We start from the raw sequence: 18,885 nt of genomic DNA on the forward strand, positions 1-18,885 counted from the left end.
TGTCGCGTTCAAAAAACAGAAGGGGCAATGTGTGCCCCTTCTGTTTTTGTTCTGCTGCTTGTTAGCTGCGGCGCGGCGGCAGCATATTGGTGAGGGTGCTGTCTTTGAGAATATGGTGGTGATAGAGGGCCGCCACCGTGTGCAGGCCGATCAGGGCGTAACCGATATTGCCCAGCGTCTCGTGTACCTCCTTGATCAGTCCCTTGAGATCCGGACTTGGGGAAAGCAGGGCAGGCAGCTCAAGCCCGAAGAAGGGGATGGGCTTGCCCGCGGCGCTCAGCAGCAGCCAGCCAAACAGCGGGGTGAGAATAAGAAAACCGTAGAGGGCGAGGTGGGCCAGTTTTGCCAGCTTGTGCATGAGCGGGGATAGCTCGGGCACGATACGGGGTGTCGGGCTCATCCAGCGCAGGGCCAGTCTGACAAAGACCAGGGCGAAGATAAGCAGCCCCAGCATAAAGTGCCACTCCTTCATCAGATCCCGGCCAGGGTCCCCCTTGGGAAAGATATCGCGAAATTCGATCAGGGCGTAGACGGCGATCATGGCCCACAGGGTCAGCCAGTGCAGCCCGATATTCAGGGTGCCATAACGTTGTTCACTGTTCATCAGCATAGGTTTGTTCCTTCGAAGTGTTGTCACATCCGTGTGGCATCCCCGCACTCAAGCGTGTCGGGGCGAGGCCTGATCCCTTGGCGGCAATAGCCGGGCTGCCATGCTTGCCATCAACCGGCAGTCTGCCGCTGGCATCAGTCAGAGAGGAGATGCCCTCTGCTGTCTGCATGGTATCACTGGCAACCGGGTGGATAGTCTGATCAATGCCACACAATTTACAGGCTCATTAAGCCCCTTGTGACGTGAAGAAGGCGTGAAATAGCATCAGTGATGTCAGCCCGCCAAGGTTCAGGCGGGCTCGATGGCCAGCACCACGCAATCCGGCTCGCTGATGCGAAAACGGACGTTGCAGTCAAACAGCCGCACCCCGTACTCCTTCTCATCGGGCTTGCCCTTCTTGTAGGCGGGGCGCGGATCTTGTGCCAGCACTTCGCTCACCAGCTGGCGCAGCTCGGGATGGGCCTTGAGCCAGGGTTGCAACTGCTGCTCGGCCTCGGCACTGAAGCTCACCGCCAGCGGCGGGGTGGGGGCGTCGGGGGCAAAACCACCACGGGCATCCGGCAGGCTGTCGGCATAGGGAATATAAGGCTTGATATCGACGATGGGGGTGCCATCGAGCAGATCCACCGCCCCCAGCTCCAGCCACAGCTTGCCCCGCTCACGGCCGATCCCGTGCAGCTCGACCACCGAGAGCCCTAGCGGATTGGGGCGGAAGGTGGAGCGAGTGGCAAAGACGCCGACCCGCTCGTTGCCGCCAAGGCGCGGCGGGCGCACAGTCGGGTGCCAGCCCTGCGCCATGGTCTGATGAAAGACGAAGCTGAGCCACAGATGGGAGAACTGCTCGATGCCGCGCAGCACATCCGGCTGATCGTAAGGGGGGAGCAGCTCGAGGCGGGCGCGGGCCGATTTGACCAGTCCGGGCTGGCGGGGGATGGCGAACTTCTCCTTGTAGGGAGAGCGGATGATCCCGAGGGTGTCGATTTCGAACTTCATGGCGGATCCTGACTGAAAACCCCGGCAATTTAGCACAGACAGCCCCAAAACGCAGGCTTGGCCTCGATACGCCCTTTTCTGCGGCGCTGCCGTGATCCCTGTCCCATCCCGGCCAGTCGGGGGCTGTGCCCGCGCACCAAGTTGCGTAGGGTGGAGGCAACTGGCGTGTCAGGATGAAATATGCGCATTCGCGCTGAAGGGGGAGGGAGAGGGATGAAACTGCTGATTATCGGTGGCACCGGCTTTTTGGGGCGCCACCTCACCGCGCTGGCGCTGGATTGGGGCCATGAAGTGACCCTGTTCAACCGCGGCCTGCACCAGCATCCGGACTGGCGCGATCTGGTGCAGCTCACCGGCGACAGGGACAAGAGCCTGAGCGCCCTGCAAGGGGCCGGGTTGCAGTGGGATCTCGTCATCGATACCTGCTGCTATCGCCCCGAGCAGGCGGCGAGCCTCTCGGCAGCTTTGCTCGGGCGCTGCGCGCGGTTGATCTTTATCTCCACCATCAGCGTCTATCGCGATTTCTCAATGCCCGGGATGAATGAGTCGGCGCCGCTGCATGCTATCCCCGAAGGGGAAATGCCCACTGACTATGGCCCGCTCAAGGTGTTGTGCGAGCAGGAGTATCGTGCCCGCTGGGGCGAGCGGCTTTGCATCCTTCGCCCGGGCGTGTTGTGTGGCCCCCATGATCCTACCGGGCGCATGACCTGGTGGATTAAGCGGGTGCAGCAGGGCGGGCCCTGGTTGCTGCCGGGCAGTGGCGAGGATCGCTTGCAGTATCTCGATGTGCGCGACTGCGCCGAGTTTGTGTTGCGCGCGGCCGAGCAGCAGCTATCGGGCATCTTCAACCTGCTCAAACCTGGCATTACCCTGAGTGACTGGCTGGAGCGGTTGAGCGCCCGCTTGCAGCCAGCTAGCCCCATCCAGTCCGAGTGGTTGCCCTGGTCGACCCTGATGGCGGCCGGAATCGAGCCCTGGCAGAGCTATCCCACCCTCTTGCCCTGCGCGCAGGCGGAGTTTGCCGGTTACGGCTCTATAAGCGCCGAGGCGGCCATCGTCCACGGGTTGAACTTCCGGCCGCTGGAGGAGACCGCCGCCGATCTTGCTCATTGGCTGGCCATCGAGCCTGCCGCCGAGGTGGCGGAACATGCCATGACTCAGGCAGAGGAGATTTCGCTGCGGCAGCAGTTGCTGGAGCCCAGTCTGCAATAGGAGAGGGAGCATCGAGCCGCTGCTGCCGAAAATTGCTGCGATAGCGCGAACACAACGAGAGAGGGCATCCTGCGGGTTGCCCTCTCTGTCTATCCAATGTCTGATGGTTGCCGAATAGAGGCTGACGCGATTCCCCATCCCATCGTTGTCGCTCGCCGAGTTAGCGAATGGCGGCCCCCGCGGCTACCAGCAGCTCTTTCAAGATGGCGCGATGGCAGCGCGACTCCTGCTCGCAGTAGCAACCGACCGAGAGGTTGGTGGTATGAGAGAGGGCGGCCAGCAGCGCCAGATCGTGCCTGGCGGCAGGTTGCGCCATCTCGGCCTTGTACTGTTTGCCAAACGCCGCCCACTGGGCGGGCGTCTCGGCTGCCTGCCCCAGCTTCATGGTCTCGCTGCTGGGGGCCAGGTTGGGAAACCAGACATCGTACCAATGCTGGTTGGCAAATTCGCTCTTGGGTACGCCGCGGGGCGGGCGGCGCACAGTGCCGATCCGCAGCCCCTCATCGGGCTGGCGCGGGCTGCCAAGGCGAACGATAGCAAGGGCCATGACAGCGGGTTACTTCTCTTCGGCCACTTTCAGCGCCTGCCCGTAGCAGATCACCTGTTTCAGGCAGCCCGGGGTGTCGCTGAATTCGGCGCATTTGTCGATGGTGACGCCGTTGCCACCCATGTCGGCTGCGCGGCGGCGGGCCAGGGTGCGCGCTTCACCGGCGTTGGGCACCGGCTGGTTGGCATCGGCCTGGCAGGATTCACCCTCGATGGTGCCAAGGTAGAGGTAGTTGAGGTCAGCCAGCTCATCCTGTTCATAGATGCGCACGCTACCGGGTTTGAAGTATTCGTCGAAGTTCTCTTTATCCAGATTGCTGTTGAAGGCGTAGTTGGCACAGCCGGAGGCAATCAGGGGCATCATCAGGATCAGGCGTTTCATCGTCTCGTATCTTGTGTCGGTGATGAGGACAGTAGAAATGCGCAGGCGCTCCATGTCGGCATCTTGTTGAATAATGAGGGGGACATTATAGGGGCCAGCCGCCTGCGGCGACCAGCCCCGTTTTGCGCCCGGTTGTCAGGGTGTGCCCCCCATCAGCCTGATATCAAACCGGAGCCAGCCGCTGATAGAGGCTGCGGTAGTAATCATCCGCCAGCAGCTCGTTGTGAGGGGCGCAGAGGCGGATCTGCCCCTCTTCCATCAGGGCAATCCGGTCCATCTGCTCCATCCCCAGCAGGCGGTGGGAGATAAGCAGCAAGGTGCGATCTGCCCCAAGCTTGAACAGCAGATCCATGATCTCCCGCTCGGTCTGGCTATCGAGCCCTTCGGTCGGTTCGTCCAGCAGCCAGAGCGGCGCATCGTGCAGCAGGGCGCGGGCGATGCCGATACGGCGACGCTCGCCACCGGAGAGGGGGCGGCCGCCGTCACCGAGCCAGGCGTCGAGGCCCGCCTCATCTTCCAGCAGATTGGCCAGTCCGACCTGAGTCAGTACCGCAATCAGCTGCTCGTCAGTGGCGGTCGGGGCGGCCAGTTTGAGGTTGCCCCTCAGGGTATCGGCAAACAGATGCACCCGCTGGCTCACCACCGAGATGGAGGCGCGCAGCGCCCCTTCGCTATAGTCTGTGAGCGGCTTGCCACCCAGCAGGATCTTGCCAGCCTGCGGGCTCCACTCACGGGTCAGCAGCCCCATCAGGGTCGATTTGCCGCAGCCGGTCTGGCCCAGCAGCGCCAGCTTCTCACCGGCGTGCAGTTGCAGGGTGCAGCCGCGCAGCACCGGCTGAGGGTTGTCGGGGTAGCCAAAATAGAGGTCATTGATCTGCAGGGCGCCAGCGGTGGCATGGGTCTGTTCGTCGCCCCACACAGGGGCTTTTGCTTCTTGCAGGATCTCGTTCAAACGACGTGCCGAGGTGAGGCTGGTGGAGAGGTGCTGGAAAGCCCCCGCCAGTGGCATCAGTGCCTCGAAGCTTGCCAGGGTGGCAAAGACCATCAGTGCGGTGATGGGGTCGGGCGCCGCACCCGCTACCCCATGACCGGCCAGCCAGAGCATCAGGGTCAGGGTCCAGCCGCTCAGCAGTTGCACCGAGAAGTTGGCCAGCCCGCTTACCTTGGCCATCCGGGCCTGCGCGACGAGCAGCGCCTGTTCGGCTTGTTGCAGCTCAACCAGCGCCTTGGGGGCGGCGGCAAACATCTGCAGTTCGGCCTGACCATCCAGATAGTCCACCATCCGGGTACGCAGGGTCGATTTTTCGGCAATCAGCGCCTGACCGGGGCGACGGCCGAGGAAGTAGAACACCAGCGGCAGGGCGATCATGCCAAACAGCAGAATGGCACCCAGGGTGAGGGCGAGACGGCTGTCGAAAAACGACAGGAAGAAGACCAGTCCGGCGGTGCTGAGCAGGGCCGCGCCTATGGGGGTGATCAGCCGCAGATAGACGTGGTCCATCGCATCGATGTCGGCCACCAGTCGGTTGAGCAGGTCCGCCTGACGGAAACCGGCCAGGGTACCGGTGGAGAGCGGCGAGAGTTTTTGCCAGAACCAGACCCGCAACCGGGTCAGAACCCGGAAGGTGGCGTCGTGGCTCACTACCCGCTCACCCCAGCGACCGGCTGTGCGGACGATGGAGAAGAAGCGCACTCCGCCCGCGGGGGTCATGTAGTTAAAGGCATGGGTCGTCGCAACGGTCATCCCCGCCACGGCAGCGGCGGAGAGGAACCAGCCGGAGAGGGAGAGCAGCCCCATGCCGGCGGCCAGGGTCACCAGCGCCAGCAGCAAACCAATGGTGAGGCTGAGCCAGTGTTGGCGATAGAGGCGCAGAAACGGCAACAGATCACTCATCGAGAGAACCTCCGGAACGTTGGGAGAGCAGGCGGGCAAAAAGCCCCTGCCCAGAACTAAGTTGCTGGAAGCTGCCTTGCTCCACCAGCTGGCCGCGGGCCAGCACCATTATCTTGTCCATCTTGGTAAGTTGGTCGAGGCGGTGGGTGATCATCAGCAGGGTCTGGCCAGCCATCGCCTGCTCAAGGGTGCTCATGATGGCGCGTTCGGAGTGGCGATCCAGACTGGCGGTCGGCTCATCGAGCACCATCAGCTGGGTTGATTTGAGCAGGGTTCGCGCCAAGGCGAGGCGCTGAGCCTGACCGACCGAGAGGCCGCCTGCCTGATCGCCGACCGGATAGTCGAGACCCTTCTCCATGGCAAATTCCCACGCCTGCGCCCGTTTCAGGGCATCTTCCAGCTCTGCATCGCTGGCCGTTGGCTTGGCCAGCAGCAGGTTGTCGCGCAAGGAGGCGTGGAACAGCTGCGGGTTTTGCGAGAGCCAGCCCAGTTGCAGGCGCCACTGGCTCATGTCGAGGGTGGCGAGCTCCTGCCCGTTGACCTTGAGTTCACCGCGATAGGGCGCAAAGCCGAGCAGGGCATTGACCAGCGAGCTCTTGCCTGCGCCGCTGACGCCGATGAGGGCGGTACGCGAACCGGCCTCCAGAGTGAAGTCGATGGGGCCGACCAGCACCTTGCCTTCGGCGCTGAGCACTTCAAGCCTTTTGGCTTCTACCTTGACCGGGCTGTCGGCATGGAACGGCGCTGTGCCTGCGGCCGGTTCGCTCACCTCGGCTTCGAGGAATTCCAGCAGCTGTTCGGCGGCGCCAATGGCCTGCGCCTTGGCGTGGTAGTGGGCACCCAGTTCCCGTAGAGGGGCATAGAACTCGGGGGCGAGAAACAGCACGAACAGGCCGGTAAAGAGGGTGACCTTTACCCCATAGCTACCAAAGTTCAGATGGTCGATATAAGAGAAGCCGAAGTAGACGGCGACCAGCGCCACTGAAATGGCGGCGAAGAACTCCAGCACGGCGGTGCTCAAAAATGCCAGGCGCAGCACCTCCATGGTGCGCTCGCGAAAGTCTTCCGAGGCGTCGCGAATGGCGTCACCTTCCGCTTGGGTCCGCATAAAGAGTTGCAGGGTACGCAGCCCCTTCAGGCGATCGAGGAAGTGGCCGGAGAGACGGGCCAGCGCCTGAAAGTTGCGGCGGTTGGCATCGGCGGCGCCCACACCCACCAGGATCATAAAGATGGGGATGAGGGGCGCAGTGCCCAGCAGGATAAGGCCCGCCGCCCAGTTGACCGGGAACACGGCCACCAGAATGACTACCGGAATAAAGACGGCGATGGCCATCTGCGGCAGATAGCGGGAGAAGAAATCCTGCATGTTTTCAATCTGTTCCAGCAGCAGGCTGGCCCAGCTACCGGCCGGACGGCGCTGGATATAGGCAGGGCCGAGGCGACTTAAGCGCGTGAGCACCAGCTGGCGGATGGTCTGGCGCACCGCGCTGCCCGCCTTGAAACTGGCCACTTCGCGGCCATAGGCCAGAGCTGCCTTGCCAAGCGTCACCAGCAGCAGGGTAATAAAGAGTGTGATGGATTGCTCAGGCGTGGAGCCTTCGATGATAAAGCCGTGCAACAGGGTCGCCAGCAGCCAGGCTTGCGCCACTATCAGAATGCCCTGGCCAAGGCCAACAGCGATGGATATCGTGATCCAGCGGCGACCGTGACTCGATTGCTTGCGCAACCAGCCATAGAGACGTTTTTGCGTTTTTTTATCCATTACCACCATCCTCGCGTCGAGTGGCGCAAGACTATCCTTGCCGTTTGGCCTTGGCAACCTTGTAAATTATCTGTGTTGAAAATGTTTGATTGAAAAAGCAACCGTCTGTTCAATCCTTGTCCGAACAGATTGATTTATTGAAAAAAGTGGCAAAGGCGCCATTGCGCTCGGCGGCAAAATGCATATAGTAGGAGCCCTGACGCGGGTGTAGTTCAATGGTAGAACGGTAGCTTCCCAAGCTGCATACGTGGGTTCGATTCCCATCACCCGCTCCAAATTTCAGATGCCAGGCGGGCATCGTATAATGGCTATTACCTCAGCCTTCCAAGCTGATGATGCGGGTTCGATTCCCGCTGCCCGCTCCAGCTTCAAAACAAAAAGCCCACTCCTGCGAGTGGGCTTTTTGTTTTTCATCTGTCTTGTGCGCCGTTCGACGTCACGCTCACCGTTTCTCAGCTTTTAAGGCAAATCGCAGAGACAGAAAAGGCGCCCGAGGCGCCTTTTCAGATCAACAGCGTAGCGGGAGCTTATTCCTGCTCCAGCTCACCACAGAAACGGTAGCCTTCACCGTGGATGGTGGCGATGATCTCCGGAGTATCGTTGACGCTTTCGAAGTGTTTGCGAATGCGACGGATGGTCACATCGACGGTACGGTCGTGGGGCTTGAGCTCGCGGCCTGTCATCTTCTTCAGCAGCTCGGCACGGGTCTGGATCTGGCCCGGGTTTTCGCAGAAGTGCAGCATGGCGCGGAACTCGGAGCGCGGCAGCTTGAACATGTCGCCAGTGGGGCTGACCAGTGCGCGGCTGTTGATATCCAGCGCCCAGCCGTTGAACAGGTAGCGCTCAACCAGCTTCTTCTCTTCGCCACCGGCAGCCACGTTCATGGTGCGGCTCAGCAGGTTGCGGGCACGGATGGTCAGCTCGCGCGGGTTGAACGGCTTGGTGATGTAATCATCGGCGCCGATCTCCAGACCCAGGATCTTGTCCACTTCGTTGTCACGGCCGGTCAGGAACATCAGGGCGATGTTGTCGTTCTCACGCAGCTCACGGGCCAGCAGCAGGCCGTTCTTGCCCGGCAGGTTGATGTCCATGATCACCAGATTGATGGTGTGGGAAGTGAGGGCCTGATGCATCTCGTCGCCGTTGTTGGCTTCGAGCACGATGTAGCCTTCGGCTTCAAAAATGCTTTTCAGGGTATTGCGTGTGACCAGCTCGTCTTCGACGATCAGAATGTGTGGTGTTTGCATGAGTATTCCCAGATTCTTATCAGTTAATTATCTTAAATTTAACACTCTTTGGCGTTTCAAACCGATTTCCTGACTGATCCTGAAAATTTATTACGTCATCCTGGGTATGAGAGTCAGGTCGGAATATCGCGAATTAGGCATCAGTACCGGCAAGTATCCCTGTGCCACTTATAGGTTCCCGACAAGTCTGGTCGAGCAGAGCCTGGAAAGGTCGTCCATTACGAAAGTGGCCGCATTTTATCAGTTAACAGGAGCATAACAACACTCTTTGCCGTCAGATAGCAACTTTTTAACTCTGATTTGATATAGGTCAAACCCTGGGACAGCTGCATCATACTTGGCCTGAACCGGGTTTTCGCCCCTACAAAATGTAATGGAATGTAACATGTGATTGACATGAATTTGTGGGAAAACTACAAGAAAATCTGCTTTATCGCGCCATTTGAGCCACCAGAGTGGTCTGCTTTTGCCATCATCACAGCCTGGAATCCGGCCAGCCAGTGGGTCACAGAACGACGCAATATGCGGCGGGAACGGGCGATGTGGCGCCATCTGACCGTGGATTTGCAGGTGCCCGTGGTGGGGCCGTTTTGGGGATCTGACCCGGACGAACGCTGGCAGGAGTCATCGCTGGCGGTGGCGCTATCTCTGCCACAAGCCCGTCAGCTGGCTGCTCGTTTTGGCCAGAACGCCATCTACTGGGTGGAGGATGGCCAGCTCTGGCTGACACCAGTATTGACGGATAAATCAGCAGTTTGTCTGGGCAATATTGAATCCTTCTGGATTGCCAGAAAACTTGCCTGATGAAAGAATGAACATCTTCATGCATCTGAAAGGAATCAAATCATGCTGGATCTCCTGCCCGACCTCTGCGATCAACACGGCGACTTGCTGCAAGTAGCCGACCCGGTGTTTCAGGATTTTGGCGGCAAGGCCCTCTTTTATGGTCGCGCCGTAACGCTCTCCTGTTATGAAGACAACAGTCTGGTGCGGGATCTGGTGACCCGCCCCGGTCACGGCAAGGTGATGGTGATCGACGGCGGCGGCTCGCTGCGCCGTGCGCTGCTTGGCGATCAACTGGCGATCAAGGCGGTGGAGCAGGGGTGGGAGGGGATCCTGATCCACGGCGCGGCGCGGGATGTGGGCACCCTGGCGACACTGGCGCTCGGGGTCAAGGCGCTGGCGGCCTGTCCGGTCAAGACCGAGAAGCGAGGATTGGGAGAGCTGGGGGCCGTGGTCAGCTTTGCCGGGGTGACCATCCACGAAGGGGATTACGTCTATGCGGATCGCAACGGCGTGGTGGTGAGTGCCACGCCGCTGATCTGATTCAGAAGTTGAAGCCGACCCCCAGACTCAGTGCCTGATCGGCAGTGATGGCGCTGACGCCGTAGTTGGCGGTGAGGGAGAGTCTGGGGGTCAGCAGCAGGCTGGAGTTGAGCTCCAGCAGGGTGCTGGCCTTGTTGAGATCGAGATGCTTGATCTGGCTGCCGATATTGAATGCCGGAGAGAGCTGGTAGCGCACCCCCGAACTCATATTGAAACCGGATGTGCGATTCTGATCCGCTACCGCCGGGCCCGCTTCCATAAAGAGGGTCACATCATCCACCACCGGATACTGATAGCCGCTATTGACCAGCCAGAGATCAAAACTGTCGCTGTGATGGCTATGGCCATTGAGCAGCACACCCGAGTAACTTTTGACATAGAGAGACGGGTTGGATTGCGGCTGAACCACTGCCCAGTCGGCGGCCTGTGCGGCCATGCTGGCGCAGGTTGCAAGCAGTGTGATGATGAGCGATTTGACCATTCGTTTCCCCTCCCTGGGTCCGGAACTGAGCCTAAGCATGGCACATGCCAGCTGGTAGTAAAGTGAAGGGAGATCACAATAAAATCCTTTGGCATGGGCGTCAGCCATGTTAAACAGGCTGCCGTATTGATGGCTCTAATCATTAAGAGGTGAATCCATGAACAAGAAACTGACTCTGCTGGCCGCGCTGGCACTGGGAGGCTGCGCAATGGCAACGGGTTCCAGCATGGCTCAACTGCAAGCATCCAGCTGGCAGCTGCAAGGCGCCACCGGCGATACCTTCACCCTGCAAGTGGTCGACGGCAAGGTGGCGGGCAAGGGCGGCTGCAACCGCTATTTTGGCGGTATCACCAAGCAGGGTGACGGTGTCTTGACGCTGGGCGCCATGGGCTCCACTCGCATGATGTGCATCGGCGACGCCATGAACAAAGAGACCGAGTTCCTGCAAAAGCTGGAGAAGGTGGCAACCTACTCCATCAATGGCAACCAGCTGACTCTGAGCGATGCCAACAAGGCAGCCCTGCTCACCTTTAACGCTGTGCCTGCTGCCAAATAAGGCACGCGTTTGTCTGATTGCCCCGACAGCTCTGACTGTCTGATACGCCCTCCGTCTGGAGGGCGTCTGTTTATCTGCGACGAGCCCTGTGTGCTCGTCCGCAACGGTTGTTCACTCGTCGATTCCCCTTTCTGCCCGGTTTGATGTCAGAACCTCGAATTTTTGCTTCGGTACGCATTTTGATCATTTCAATAATTCTTGTATAGTTGAAATGAAAGGTCGCACCAAGGGGAATGAAGATGAACAAAGAGATGGCCACCAAGGTCTTTGAATCGCTGGCATCCGGCATCCGGCTCGATGTATGGCGGCTGCTGGTGAAGGCCGGGCTGGAGGGGCGGGTCGCTGGTGAACTGGCCAGCGAGATCGATATTGCCCCCAATACCCTCTCGTTTCACCTCAAGGCGATGCTCAATGCCGGTCTGCTGTCGGTGGAGCAGGAGGGGCGCTTTCTGCGCTACCGCGCCAATATACCCCTGATGCTGGATGTGATCGCCTACCTCACCGAGGAGTGCTGCGCCGGTCATCCCGAGGCGTGCGGCGTGATGCGTGCCGAGTCAGCCTGCTCCCCCCATGTTCTGCCTGCGCAGCCCTGCTGCAACAAGGAGTAATGCCATGTCCTCCATTCAGATTTTTGATCCCGCCCTCTGCTGCTCCAGCGGTGTTTGCGGTACCGAGGTTGATCAGGCACTGGTCACCTTCGCTGCCGACCTCGCCTGGGCCAAGGAGCAGGGCGTTGCCATCGAGCGTTTCAATCTGGCCCAGCAGCCGATGCAGTTTGCCGAGACACCTGCCGTCAGCGCTTTTCTGACCCACGCCGGGGAGGAGGGGTTGCCACTGGTGCTGGTGGAGGGGCAGGTGGTGTTGACCGGCCGTTATCCGAGCCGTAGCGAGTTGGCTCGTTATGCCGGGTTGCCTGCGCCTCAAGCGACCATCAAGGGGATTGTCAAGGGCGGCTGCTGCTCCGGCAGCGGTTGCTGCTGAGTCGTGACGCACCATTCGGGAGAGGCTATGTACCATTTTCTGACCAATCCACCGCCGTTTCTCTTTTTCACCGGCAAGGGCGGGGTGGGCAAGACCTCGCTGGCCTGCGCCAGTGCGGTGGCTCTTTGTGATATTGGCAAGCGGGTGCTGCTGGTGAGCACAGATCCTGCCTCCAACGTGGGGCAGGTGTTTGCCACCGAGATCGGCAATCGCGTCACTGCCATCGCCGCGGTGCCCGGTTTGTCGGCGCTGGAGATAGATCCCCCTGCGGCGGCCAAAGCCTATCGGGAGCGGATTGTCGGGCCGGTGCGCGGCAAGTTGCCCGAGAGCGTGGTACGCAGCATCGAGGAGCAGCTCTCCGGCGCCTGCACCACCGAGATCGCCGCCTTTGACGAATTCACCGCCCTGCTGACTGACCAAACGCTGCTGGCCGAGTATGACCATATCGTCTTTGATACGGCGCCAACCGGCCACACCATCCGGCTGCTGCAACTGCCGGGAGCCTGGAGCGAATTTCTGGAGCAGGGCAAGGGGGATGCCTCCTGCCTAGGCCCGCTGGCGGGGTTGGAGAAACAGCGCAGCCAGTATGCAGAGGCGGTCGCCGCACTGGCTGATGCCACTCGCACCCGGTTGGTGCTGGTGGCGCGGGCCCAGCAATCCACTCTGCGGGAAGTGGCCCGCACCCACGAGGAGCTGGCCGCCATCGGCTTGTTGAATCAGCAACTGGTGATCAATGGCCTCTTCCCCGAAGGCGCCATTGCCGGAGATCCGCTGGCAATGGCGCTCTGGCAGCGCGAGCAACAGGCTCTTGCCGATATGCCGCAGGGGATAAAGGGGCTGGCGCAGGATCAGATCCCGCTGCTGGCCACCAATCTGGTGGGGGTCGACAGTTTGCGGCTGTTGCTGCAAGCAGAGGGAAGAGCTGCTCAATCCTCGACAGTACAGTCCACTGTCAAGCAAGCCCAGCCCGAGTTGAGTTCGCTGGTGGACGAGCTGGCCGCCGATGGTCATGGCCTTATCATGCTGATGGGTAAGGGCGGGGTAGGCAAGACAACCTTGGCGGCCGCCGTGGCGGTGGAGCTGGCCAGCCGCGGCTTGCCGGTGCACCTCACCACCTCGGATCCCGCCGCGCACCTGAGCGAGACGCTGGCAGGTAGCTTGTCCCATCTTGAGGTGAGTCGCATCGACCCCCACGCCGAGACCGAGCGTTACCGCGCCCAGGTGCTGGCCAGCAAGGGAGCGGCCCTGGACGAGCAGGGGCGGGCACTGCTGGAGGAGGACTTGCGCTCCCCCTGCACCGAGGAGATCGCCGTGTTTCAGGCCTTTTCCCGCATCATTCGCGAGGCGGGCAAGCGCTTTGTGGTGATGGATACCGCCCCCACCGGCCACACCCTGCTGCTGCTTGACGCCACCGGCGCCTACCACAGGGAGATCGCTCGCCAGATGGGAAACAAGGGGCTGCACTTCACCACCCCCATGATGCAGTTGCAGGACCCCAAGCAGACCAAGGTGTTGATTGTGACGCTGCCCGAGCCGACGCCGGTACAGGAGGCGGCCAATCTGCAGGCCGATCTGCGCCGGGCTGGTATCGAGCCCTGGGGCTGGCTTATCAACCACAGCTTGCAGCAAGCCGCGGTCAGCTCACCGCTGCTGCAACTGCGGGCCGAGCGCCAGTTGCCCCATATCGAGGCGGTCGAGCAGCAACATGCCAGCCGCTACGCCGTGGTGCCGCTGCTCGCCGAGGAGCCGGTGGGGCCCGATGCCCTGCGCCGTCTCTGCCAGCACCATTGAGTCGCCGCCCCGGTCTGCTGCCGGGGCGGCTTGAATATGCCGTTACTTGTTATAAACCTGTGTTTTGAACCAATAGAAGATGCGGGATTGCGCCGCATCGGGAGCTGTGATGTCTGCAACATGTGATGCCAAGGCCGTGCCTGCCATCGGCTTTTTTGAACGTTATCTGACCGCCTGGGTCGCCCTCTGCATTCTGGTGGGGATTGGTCTCGGGCAGGGGTTGCCGGATCTCTTCAAGGCGATCGGCGCCATGGAGGTGGCCAAGGTCAACCTGCCGGTGGGGCTGCTGATCTGGGTGATGATCATCCCCATGCTGCTCAAGATCGATTTTGGCGCCCTGCATCAGGTGAAGGGGCACATGAAGGGCATTGGGGTCACCCTCTTTATCAACTGGCTGGTCAAGCCCTTCTCCATGGCCTTCCTCGGTTGGCTCTTTATCCGCGTGCTGTTTGCCGACTGGCTGCCGGCTGATCAGCTCGACAGTTACGTAGCGGGCCTGATCCTGCTGGCGGCGGCCCCCTGCACCGCCATGGTGTTTGTCTGGAGTCGCCTCACCAACGGCGATCCCTACTTCACCCTGTCGCAGGTGGCGGTGAACGACCTCATCATGGTGTTTGCCTTCGCACCGCTGGTGGCGCTGCTGCTCGGGGTCTCCAGCATCATAGTGCCCTGGGATACCCTGCTTACCTCTGTGGTGCTCTATATCGTCATTCCGGTCATCATCGCCCAGCTGCTGCGCAAGGCCTTGCTGAAAAAGGGAGAGGCCCATTTTGACGGCGTCATGACCCGCATCCAGCCCTGGTCGGTGGCGGCCCTGCTGCTCACTCTGGTGCTGCTGTTTGCCTTTCAGGGCAACGCCATCATCGAGCAGCCGCTGGTTATCGCCCTGTTGGCGGTGCCCATTCTGATCCAGGTGCTGTTCAACTCCGGGCTGGCTTACTGGCTCAACCGCAAGGTGGGGGAGAAGCACTCGGTTGCCTGTCCTTCCGCCCTGATCGGTGCCTCCAACTTCTTCGAGCTGGCGGTGGCCGCCGCCATCAGCCTGTTCGGCTTTCACTCCGGCGCGGCGCTCGCCACCGTGGTCGGGGTACTGATCGAGGTGCCGGTCATGCTGCTGGTGGTGCGGGTGGTTAACGCCAGCAAACCCTGGTACGAAGCGGGGCTGAGCCGTTAACTGATGGCCGCTAACAGCTGGCCGCGAACTAGATGCTATCCATTTTCTATTCACTTGATTAATGAGAGACACGCAAATGAGTGCAATCACCATCTATCACAACCCGGAATGTGGTACCTCCCGTAACACCCTGGAGCTGATCCGCAACAGCGGCGTCGAGCCCACTGTCATCCACTATCTGGAGACGCCCCCCTCCCGTGACCAGCTGGTGGCGCTGATCGCCGCCATGGACATGCCGGTGCGCGATCTGCTGCGCAAGAACGTTCCACCCTACGAGGCGCTCGGTCTGGCGGAAGATCGTTTCAGCGATGATGAACTGATCGATGCCATGCTGGCTCACCCCATCCTCATCAACCGCCCCATCGTCGTTACGCCGCTTGGCACCAAACTGTGCCGTCCGTCGGAAGTGGTGCTCGATATATTGCCCGATCAGCAAAAAGGGGCCTTCGCCAAGGAGGATGGCGAGCAGGTGGTGGATGCGAGCGGCAAGCGCCTCAAGTAATCATCTGAGTACTCAAGTACGGATTGAAACAGGGCCAGCGTCACGCTGGCCCTGTTTCGTTGTGTGAACAAGTTGAAAAAGTTATTCCGGCCAATCGTTTTACCGCTTTTTCTGCGACGATGATCACTGTACCATCGCCGCCCGACCTGCCACCCGGCCGCATCTCCCCCTGCGACGGCGCTGGCGTCACCCGATACATGCTGTCACCCGGAACGTGAATGACCCCAGGATGGGACCCGCCACTAACCTGTAGGTTTGTGGTCTGCGTGTCGCGTGGGTCGGCACCTCTCCCGCCGGATCTCCCGCGACGCCTGTCTGCAGACTTGCCATATGAAACTCCTCTCTTCATAGGTGCAAGATGACACTGTTATTGAGTCTGGTCGGTATGCTGGCCCTGATGTTTATCGCCTGGCTGGCGAGTGAAAACCGCCGAGCCATCCGCTGGCGAACCGTGCTGGGTGCGCTCACCCTGCAAACCGGTTTTGCTGCCCTGGTGCTCTATTTCCCCCCCGGACAAATCATGCTCGGTGCCATGAGCAATGGCGTCTCCGCCCTGCTCGGCTTTGCCGACAGCGGCATCCGTTTTGTGTTTGGCGATCTCGCCAGCAACGGCTTTATCTTCGCCGTGCGGGTGCTGCCGCTGGTGATCTTTATCAGCGCGCTGATCGCCGTGCTCTACCACTTCGGCATCATGCAGTGGGTGATCCGTGTATTGGGTGGCGCCGTGCACCGCCTGCTCGGCACCAGCCGCGCCGAGTCGCTGGTGGCCACCGGCAATATCTTCCTGTCGCAAGGGGAGTCGCCGCTGCTTATTCGTCCCTTCCTCGCCGGTATGACCCGCTCCGAGCTCTTTGCGGTGATGACCTGTGGCATGGCCTCGGTGGCGGGCTCGGTGCTGGGCGGTTACGCCGGTCTGGGTGTGGATCTTAAATACCTCATTGCCGCCTCCTTTATGGCGGCGCCCGGTGGCCTGCTGATGGCCAAACTGCTGGTGCCGGAGCAGCAGCAGGTGAGCGATCAGACCGAGATCACCCTCGACAAGAGCGACTACAGCAACGCCATCGACGCGCTGGCGGGCGGCGCCATGGGCGGCATGAAGATCGCCGTGGCCATCGGCACCATCCTGCTCGCCTTTGTCAGCGTCATCACCATGATCAACGCCGGTCTCACCACCGTAGGCGAGTGGTTCGGCTGGGCCGATCTCTCCCTGCAGCAGCTGCTGGGCTATCTGTTTGCTCCGGTGGCCTGGCTGATTGGCGTGCCCACCAGCGAGATGATGGCGGCAGGCTCCCTGATTGGTCAGAAGGTGATCATGAACGAGTTCGTTGCCTATCTGGACTTTGCCAATATCAAGGCAGATCTGAGCGCCCACACCCAGATCATCATCACTTTCGCCCTCTGTGGTTTCGCCAATCTGGGCTCTATTGCGGTGCAGCTCGGCTCCATCGGCACCATGGCACCGGAGCGCCGCCACGATGTGGCCAATATGGGCTTCAAGGCGGTACTGGCGGCGACCCTCGCCAACCTGATGAGTGCCACCCTGGCCGGGATCTTTGTCTCGCTGGCCTGATAGCGTGAGGCAATAGCCGGCTAGCCGGCGGCTCAAACAAAAGACCCCCTCTTACCGCTGGGCAATAGGGGGTCTTTTTATTGGTTTCGCCGGTTGGGCAACTGCGCTGCCTGCCTTTGAAAATGGTAGTAGCACTGCTTAACGCCATTTCGGCGCAGTGCCAGATAATCCGGTTCGGCGATGAGATCTGCTCCAGCATGGGACTACGCCAAACCGGGTTACTGCGTATGTCTTTATCACCTTTTTGGCGGGGGACGTGGGCCTCGTTGCGTTTCGCGTAACGGGGCGGCAGCCGCTGCTACAGCGTGTCACCGTGCAGAATGAATAGTTTTTTAGATTGAATGTTGCATATTCAATCGATTATTTAGTTGGGCGTTTGGGGGATGAGTGGTGTCTGAATAGGGGAGCAGGTTGGCCAATGCGCCGTCAGCCAGTCTTTAAGTGGTCATACAAAGGAGACACTCTGATGGAAACACTTGACCTTAACATCGACACCATGCGCGAAGAGTTCCAGCTTCAGGAGCGCAAAAAAGCCCAAGAGAAGTGGCAAGCCCGAGTCGATGAGCTGCAACAGTTGCGGGGTGGGGAGAGACAACCGGAGGAGCAGGAGGAGTAGTACTCGCTCCCGGGCGAAAGTTGAGGTAGCGAACGCTTCGTATCGGCTACCCGTTATCTACCACCGATAAAAAAACCACCGACCTTTTCAGGTCGGTGGTTTTTTTTATGGATTGCGGCCGATTGGCTGGCCTGACTTCCGGGCCGAGCAATGGGGTCACATCCAGGGGCGTAGGGATGTGACTACTTCGAATGGGTGACGGGCTCTTCGGAGAGCAACTCGTTAACGAGTCCTGCAGCCAGATGAATATTCGACTCCATCTTGTCGCCATCCACCGCATTCTCTTTCCACGATTCGGGGGCTTCGGGGTGTGGCCCGGAAACGGCCACCTTGCCTTTGCCGTATGAGCTGATCAGCGCGGCAATATGATGGTTTTGAAAATGGGCGATGACCTTGACCTGCTCGGGGCTTGGCACCGGCGTAAATTGCGGGCCGGCCTGGTAATACATCTGGCGCTCTTCACCAAGCCAGGTGATCGGGAAGATCCTGGCGCTAAAGTCGCCGTCATAATCATCGGATGTGGCAGGGACGAGGCCCAGCGCCGGCACAAAGCCTTCGTCCTCAGACCAGCCAGTGGATGCCACAAAGGCCCCCCCACAGATCCCGAGGTAGCGGCCACCGTTTTGCAGATAGGTTTTTAATGCCGAGCGCGCGTCTGCGGTGAAGGCGTTGAGCAGCGGCTCAACATCGTCCTCAGTGCCGCCAACGATAAACACCCTGGCATGATCGAGCTCTGCAGGCAGCGCCTCGATATTGGAGAGATACCTGACCGGCAAGCCCACCTGCTTGACCACATCCGCAATCGCTCTGGTGCTATCCCCATCAGATACCGGCCCGTTATAGATCAGCGCATACGGCTCTTGCTGCGGCTGCGCAGAGGCGGCCTCTGCCATGCATCCAGTCACTAACCAAAGGCTGATAACGCTCGCAATCAGCCTGATGCCTTTTGATACATTCATCGCTGCCACTATCCCTGTGATGTGAACCGAAGAGACTACTTATCACGATCCCGTTCTGCATGTCAGCCGCTGTTAAATGAACATTTCAAGTTAACGCGCCAACGCTGATTGGGCCTGCGTTCGACACACAACGAACGAGCCAATACAGAGGGACAAACCACAGGATTTCGGCCCCTGCTTCGGAGCGCGTGCAACAGCTTTCCTGTGTGACGCCTCTTCTGGCTGATGGCTAAGGATTTGAGGGGGAATACAGCAACATAAGAGGAGGCACTTCACCTTCACT

Annotated in this window: 20 protein-coding genes and 2 tRNA genes; 13 read left to right on the forward strand and 9 right to left on the reverse strand. The window is 60.2% G+C overall.

Annotated elements, in window-relative coordinates:
• Positions 1 to 61: 61 nt before the first annotated feature.
• Entirely contained in the window at positions 62 to 610 is a 549-nt protein-coding gene (locus G5229_RS04105) for a cytochrome b (protein WP_421208593.1), read from the reverse strand.
• 288 nt (positions 611 to 898) lie between these two features.
• A complete protein-coding gene (tsaA, locus tag G5229_RS04110) occupies positions 899 to 1,603 on the reverse strand; it encodes a tRNA (N6-threonylcarbamoyladenosine(37)-N6)-methyltransferase TrmO (RefSeq protein ID WP_019445624.1) in 705 nt (234 codons plus the stop codon).
• A 213-nt stretch (positions 1,604 to 1,816) separates the two neighbouring features.
• Here tsaA and G5229_RS04115 point away from each other — a divergent pair, with 213 nt between their 5' ends.
• Complete coding sequence (locus G5229_RS04115) at positions 1,817 to 2,815, forward strand: NAD-dependent epimerase/dehydratase family protein (protein ID WP_421208596.1); 999 nt, start codon at positions 1,817 to 1,819, stop codon at positions 2,813 to 2,815.
• A gap of 160 nt (positions 2,816 to 2,975) precedes the next feature.
• Here the strand turns inward: G5229_RS04115 and G5229_RS04120 are convergent, their stop codons facing one another.
• The 4 genes from G5229_RS04120 to cydD all read right to left on the reverse strand — a co-directional run bounded on the left by G5229_RS04120 (position 2,976) and on the right by cydD (position 7,399).
• Entirely contained in the window at positions 2,976 to 3,362 is a 387-nt protein-coding gene (locus G5229_RS04120; protein ID WP_421208598.1) for a DUF488 domain-containing protein, read from the reverse strand.
• A gap of 9 nt (positions 3,363 to 3,371) precedes the next feature.
• Positions 3,372 to 3,743, reverse strand: a complete 372-nt coding sequence (gene rcsF, locus G5229_RS04125; protein WP_013723982.1) for an Rcs stress response system protein RcsF — start codon at positions 3,741 to 3,743, stop codon at positions 3,372 to 3,374.
• A 163-nt stretch (positions 3,744 to 3,906) separates the two neighbouring features.
• Positions 3,907 to 5,637, reverse strand: a complete 1,731-nt coding sequence (gene cydC / locus G5229_RS04130) for a heme ABC transporter ATP-binding protein/permease CydC (RefSeq protein WP_421208599.1) — start codon at positions 5,635 to 5,637, stop codon at positions 3,907 to 3,909.
• Positions 5,630 to 7,399 (reverse strand): heme ABC transporter permease/ATP-binding protein CydD, encoded by a 1,770-nt coding sequence (cydD, locus tag G5229_RS04135; RefSeq protein ID WP_421208601.1) that lies wholly within the window; start codon positions 7,397 to 7,399, stop codon positions 5,630 to 5,632. Before cydD ends, cydC begins: the two co-directional genes overlap by 8 nt.
• Before the next feature lie 201 nt (positions 7,400 to 7,600).
• On the opposite strand from cydD, the gene G5229_RS04140 reads away from it, so the two are divergent.
• Together G5229_RS04140 and G5229_RS04145 are read left to right on the forward strand one after the other, a co-directional pair.
• A tRNA-Gly gene (locus G5229_RS04140) sits at positions 7,601 to 7,674 on the forward strand.
• A 15-nt stretch (positions 7,675 to 7,689) separates the two neighbouring features.
• Positions 7,690 to 7,764: transfer RNA gene (locus tag G5229_RS04145), tRNA-Gly, on the forward strand.
• 162 nt (positions 7,765 to 7,926) lie between these two features.
• Here G5229_RS04145 and arcA read toward each other — a convergent pair.
• The gene (gene arcA, locus G5229_RS04150; RefSeq protein WP_005338193.1) at positions 7,927 to 8,646 is read right to left on the reverse strand and encodes a two-component system response regulator ArcA; all 720 of its coding nucleotides are present in this window, start codon (positions 8,644 to 8,646) and stop codon (positions 7,927 to 7,929) included.
• Positions 8,647 to 9,042: 396 nt separating this feature from the next.
• On the opposite strand from arcA, the gene G5229_RS04155 reads away from it, so the two are divergent.
• Both G5229_RS04155 and G5229_RS04160 read left to right on the forward strand, forming a co-directional pair.
• Positions 9,043 to 9,450, forward strand: coding sequence for a DUF3293 domain-containing protein (locus G5229_RS04155; protein ID WP_421208603.1), 408 nt, complete (start codon positions 9,043 to 9,045; stop codon positions 9,448 to 9,450).
• A gap of 42 nt (positions 9,451 to 9,492) precedes the next feature.
• Entirely contained in the window at positions 9,493 to 9,972 is a 480-nt protein-coding gene (locus G5229_RS04160; protein ID WP_019445630.1) for a putative 4-hydroxy-4-methyl-2-oxoglutarate aldolase, read from the forward strand.
• Position 9,973: 1 nt separating this feature from the next.
• Here G5229_RS04160 and G5229_RS04165 read toward each other — a convergent pair whose 3' ends face one another.
• Entirely contained in the window at positions 9,974 to 10,453 is a 480-nt protein-coding gene (locus G5229_RS04165; protein ID WP_064338427.1) for a hypothetical protein, read from the reverse strand.
• Positions 10,454 to 10,610: 157 nt separating this feature from the next.
• Here G5229_RS04165 and G5229_RS04170 point away from each other — a divergent pair, with 157 nt between their 5' ends.
• The 8 genes from G5229_RS04170 (at position 10,611) to G5229_RS04205 (ending at position 17,643) form a co-directional block, all read left to right on the forward strand.
• A complete protein-coding gene (locus G5229_RS04170; RefSeq protein WP_005359119.1) occupies positions 10,611 to 11,009 on the forward strand; it encodes an META domain-containing protein in 399 nt (132 codons plus the stop codon).
• A 239-nt stretch (positions 11,010 to 11,248) separates the two neighbouring features.
• Positions 11,249 to 11,617, forward strand: a complete 369-nt coding sequence (locus G5229_RS04175) for an ArsR/SmtB family transcription factor (RefSeq protein ID WP_216978347.1) — start codon at positions 11,249 to 11,251, stop codon at positions 11,615 to 11,617.
• A 4-nt stretch (positions 11,618 to 11,621) separates the two neighbouring features.
• Positions 11,622 to 11,990 (forward strand): arsenite efflux transporter metallochaperone ArsD, encoded by a 369-nt coding sequence (arsD, locus tag G5229_RS04180; RefSeq protein ID WP_201909432.1) that lies wholly within the window; start codon positions 11,622 to 11,624, stop codon positions 11,988 to 11,990.
• Positions 11,991 to 12,017: 27 nt separating this feature from the next.
• Positions 12,018 to 13,781: an arsenical pump-driving ATPase gene (gene arsA, locus G5229_RS04185; RefSeq protein WP_421208606.1), complete on the forward strand. Its 1,764-nt coding sequence runs from the start codon at positions 12,018 to 12,020 to the stop codon at positions 13,779 to 13,781.
• Between the two features lie 109 nt (positions 13,782 to 13,890).
• Positions 13,891 to 14,955 (forward strand): ACR3 family arsenite efflux transporter, encoded by a 1,065-nt coding sequence (gene arsB, locus G5229_RS04190; protein ID WP_005338173.1) that lies wholly within the window; start codon positions 13,891 to 13,893, stop codon positions 14,953 to 14,955.
• 76 nt (positions 14,956 to 15,031) lie between these two features.
• On the forward strand, positions 15,032 to 15,457 hold the full coding sequence (gene arsC, locus G5229_RS04195; protein WP_080741219.1) for a glutaredoxin-dependent arsenate reductase: 426 nt from the start codon (positions 15,032 to 15,034) through the stop codon (positions 15,455 to 15,457).
• A 358-nt stretch (positions 15,458 to 15,815) separates the two neighbouring features.
• Positions 15,816 to 17,027 (forward strand): NupC/NupG family nucleoside CNT transporter, encoded by a 1,212-nt coding sequence (locus tag G5229_RS04200; RefSeq protein ID WP_216953192.1) that lies wholly within the window; start codon positions 15,816 to 15,818, stop codon positions 17,025 to 17,027.
• A 466-nt stretch (positions 17,028 to 17,493) separates the two neighbouring features.
• Positions 17,494 to 17,643: a hypothetical protein gene (locus G5229_RS04205; protein WP_005347375.1), complete on the forward strand. Its 150-nt coding sequence runs from the start codon at positions 17,494 to 17,496 to the stop codon at positions 17,641 to 17,643.
• Between the two features lie 182 nt (positions 17,644 to 17,825).
• Here the strand turns inward: G5229_RS04205 and G5229_RS04210 are convergent, their stop codons facing one another.
• Positions 17,826 to 18,602 carry a BPL-N domain-containing protein gene (locus G5229_RS04210; protein ID WP_139399422.1) on the reverse strand — a complete coding sequence of 259 codons (777 nt, stop codon included), beginning with the start codon at positions 18,600 to 18,602 and terminating at the stop codon, positions 17,826 to 17,828.
• Positions 18,603 to 18,885: the final 283 nt, after the last annotated feature.

The organism is Aeromonas sp. 602396 (genome assembly GCF_049173735.1).
In the GTDB taxonomy this organism is placed as follows: Bacteria; Pseudomonadota; Gammaproteobacteria; order Enterobacterales; family Aeromonadaceae; genus Aeromonas; species Aeromonas veronii_A.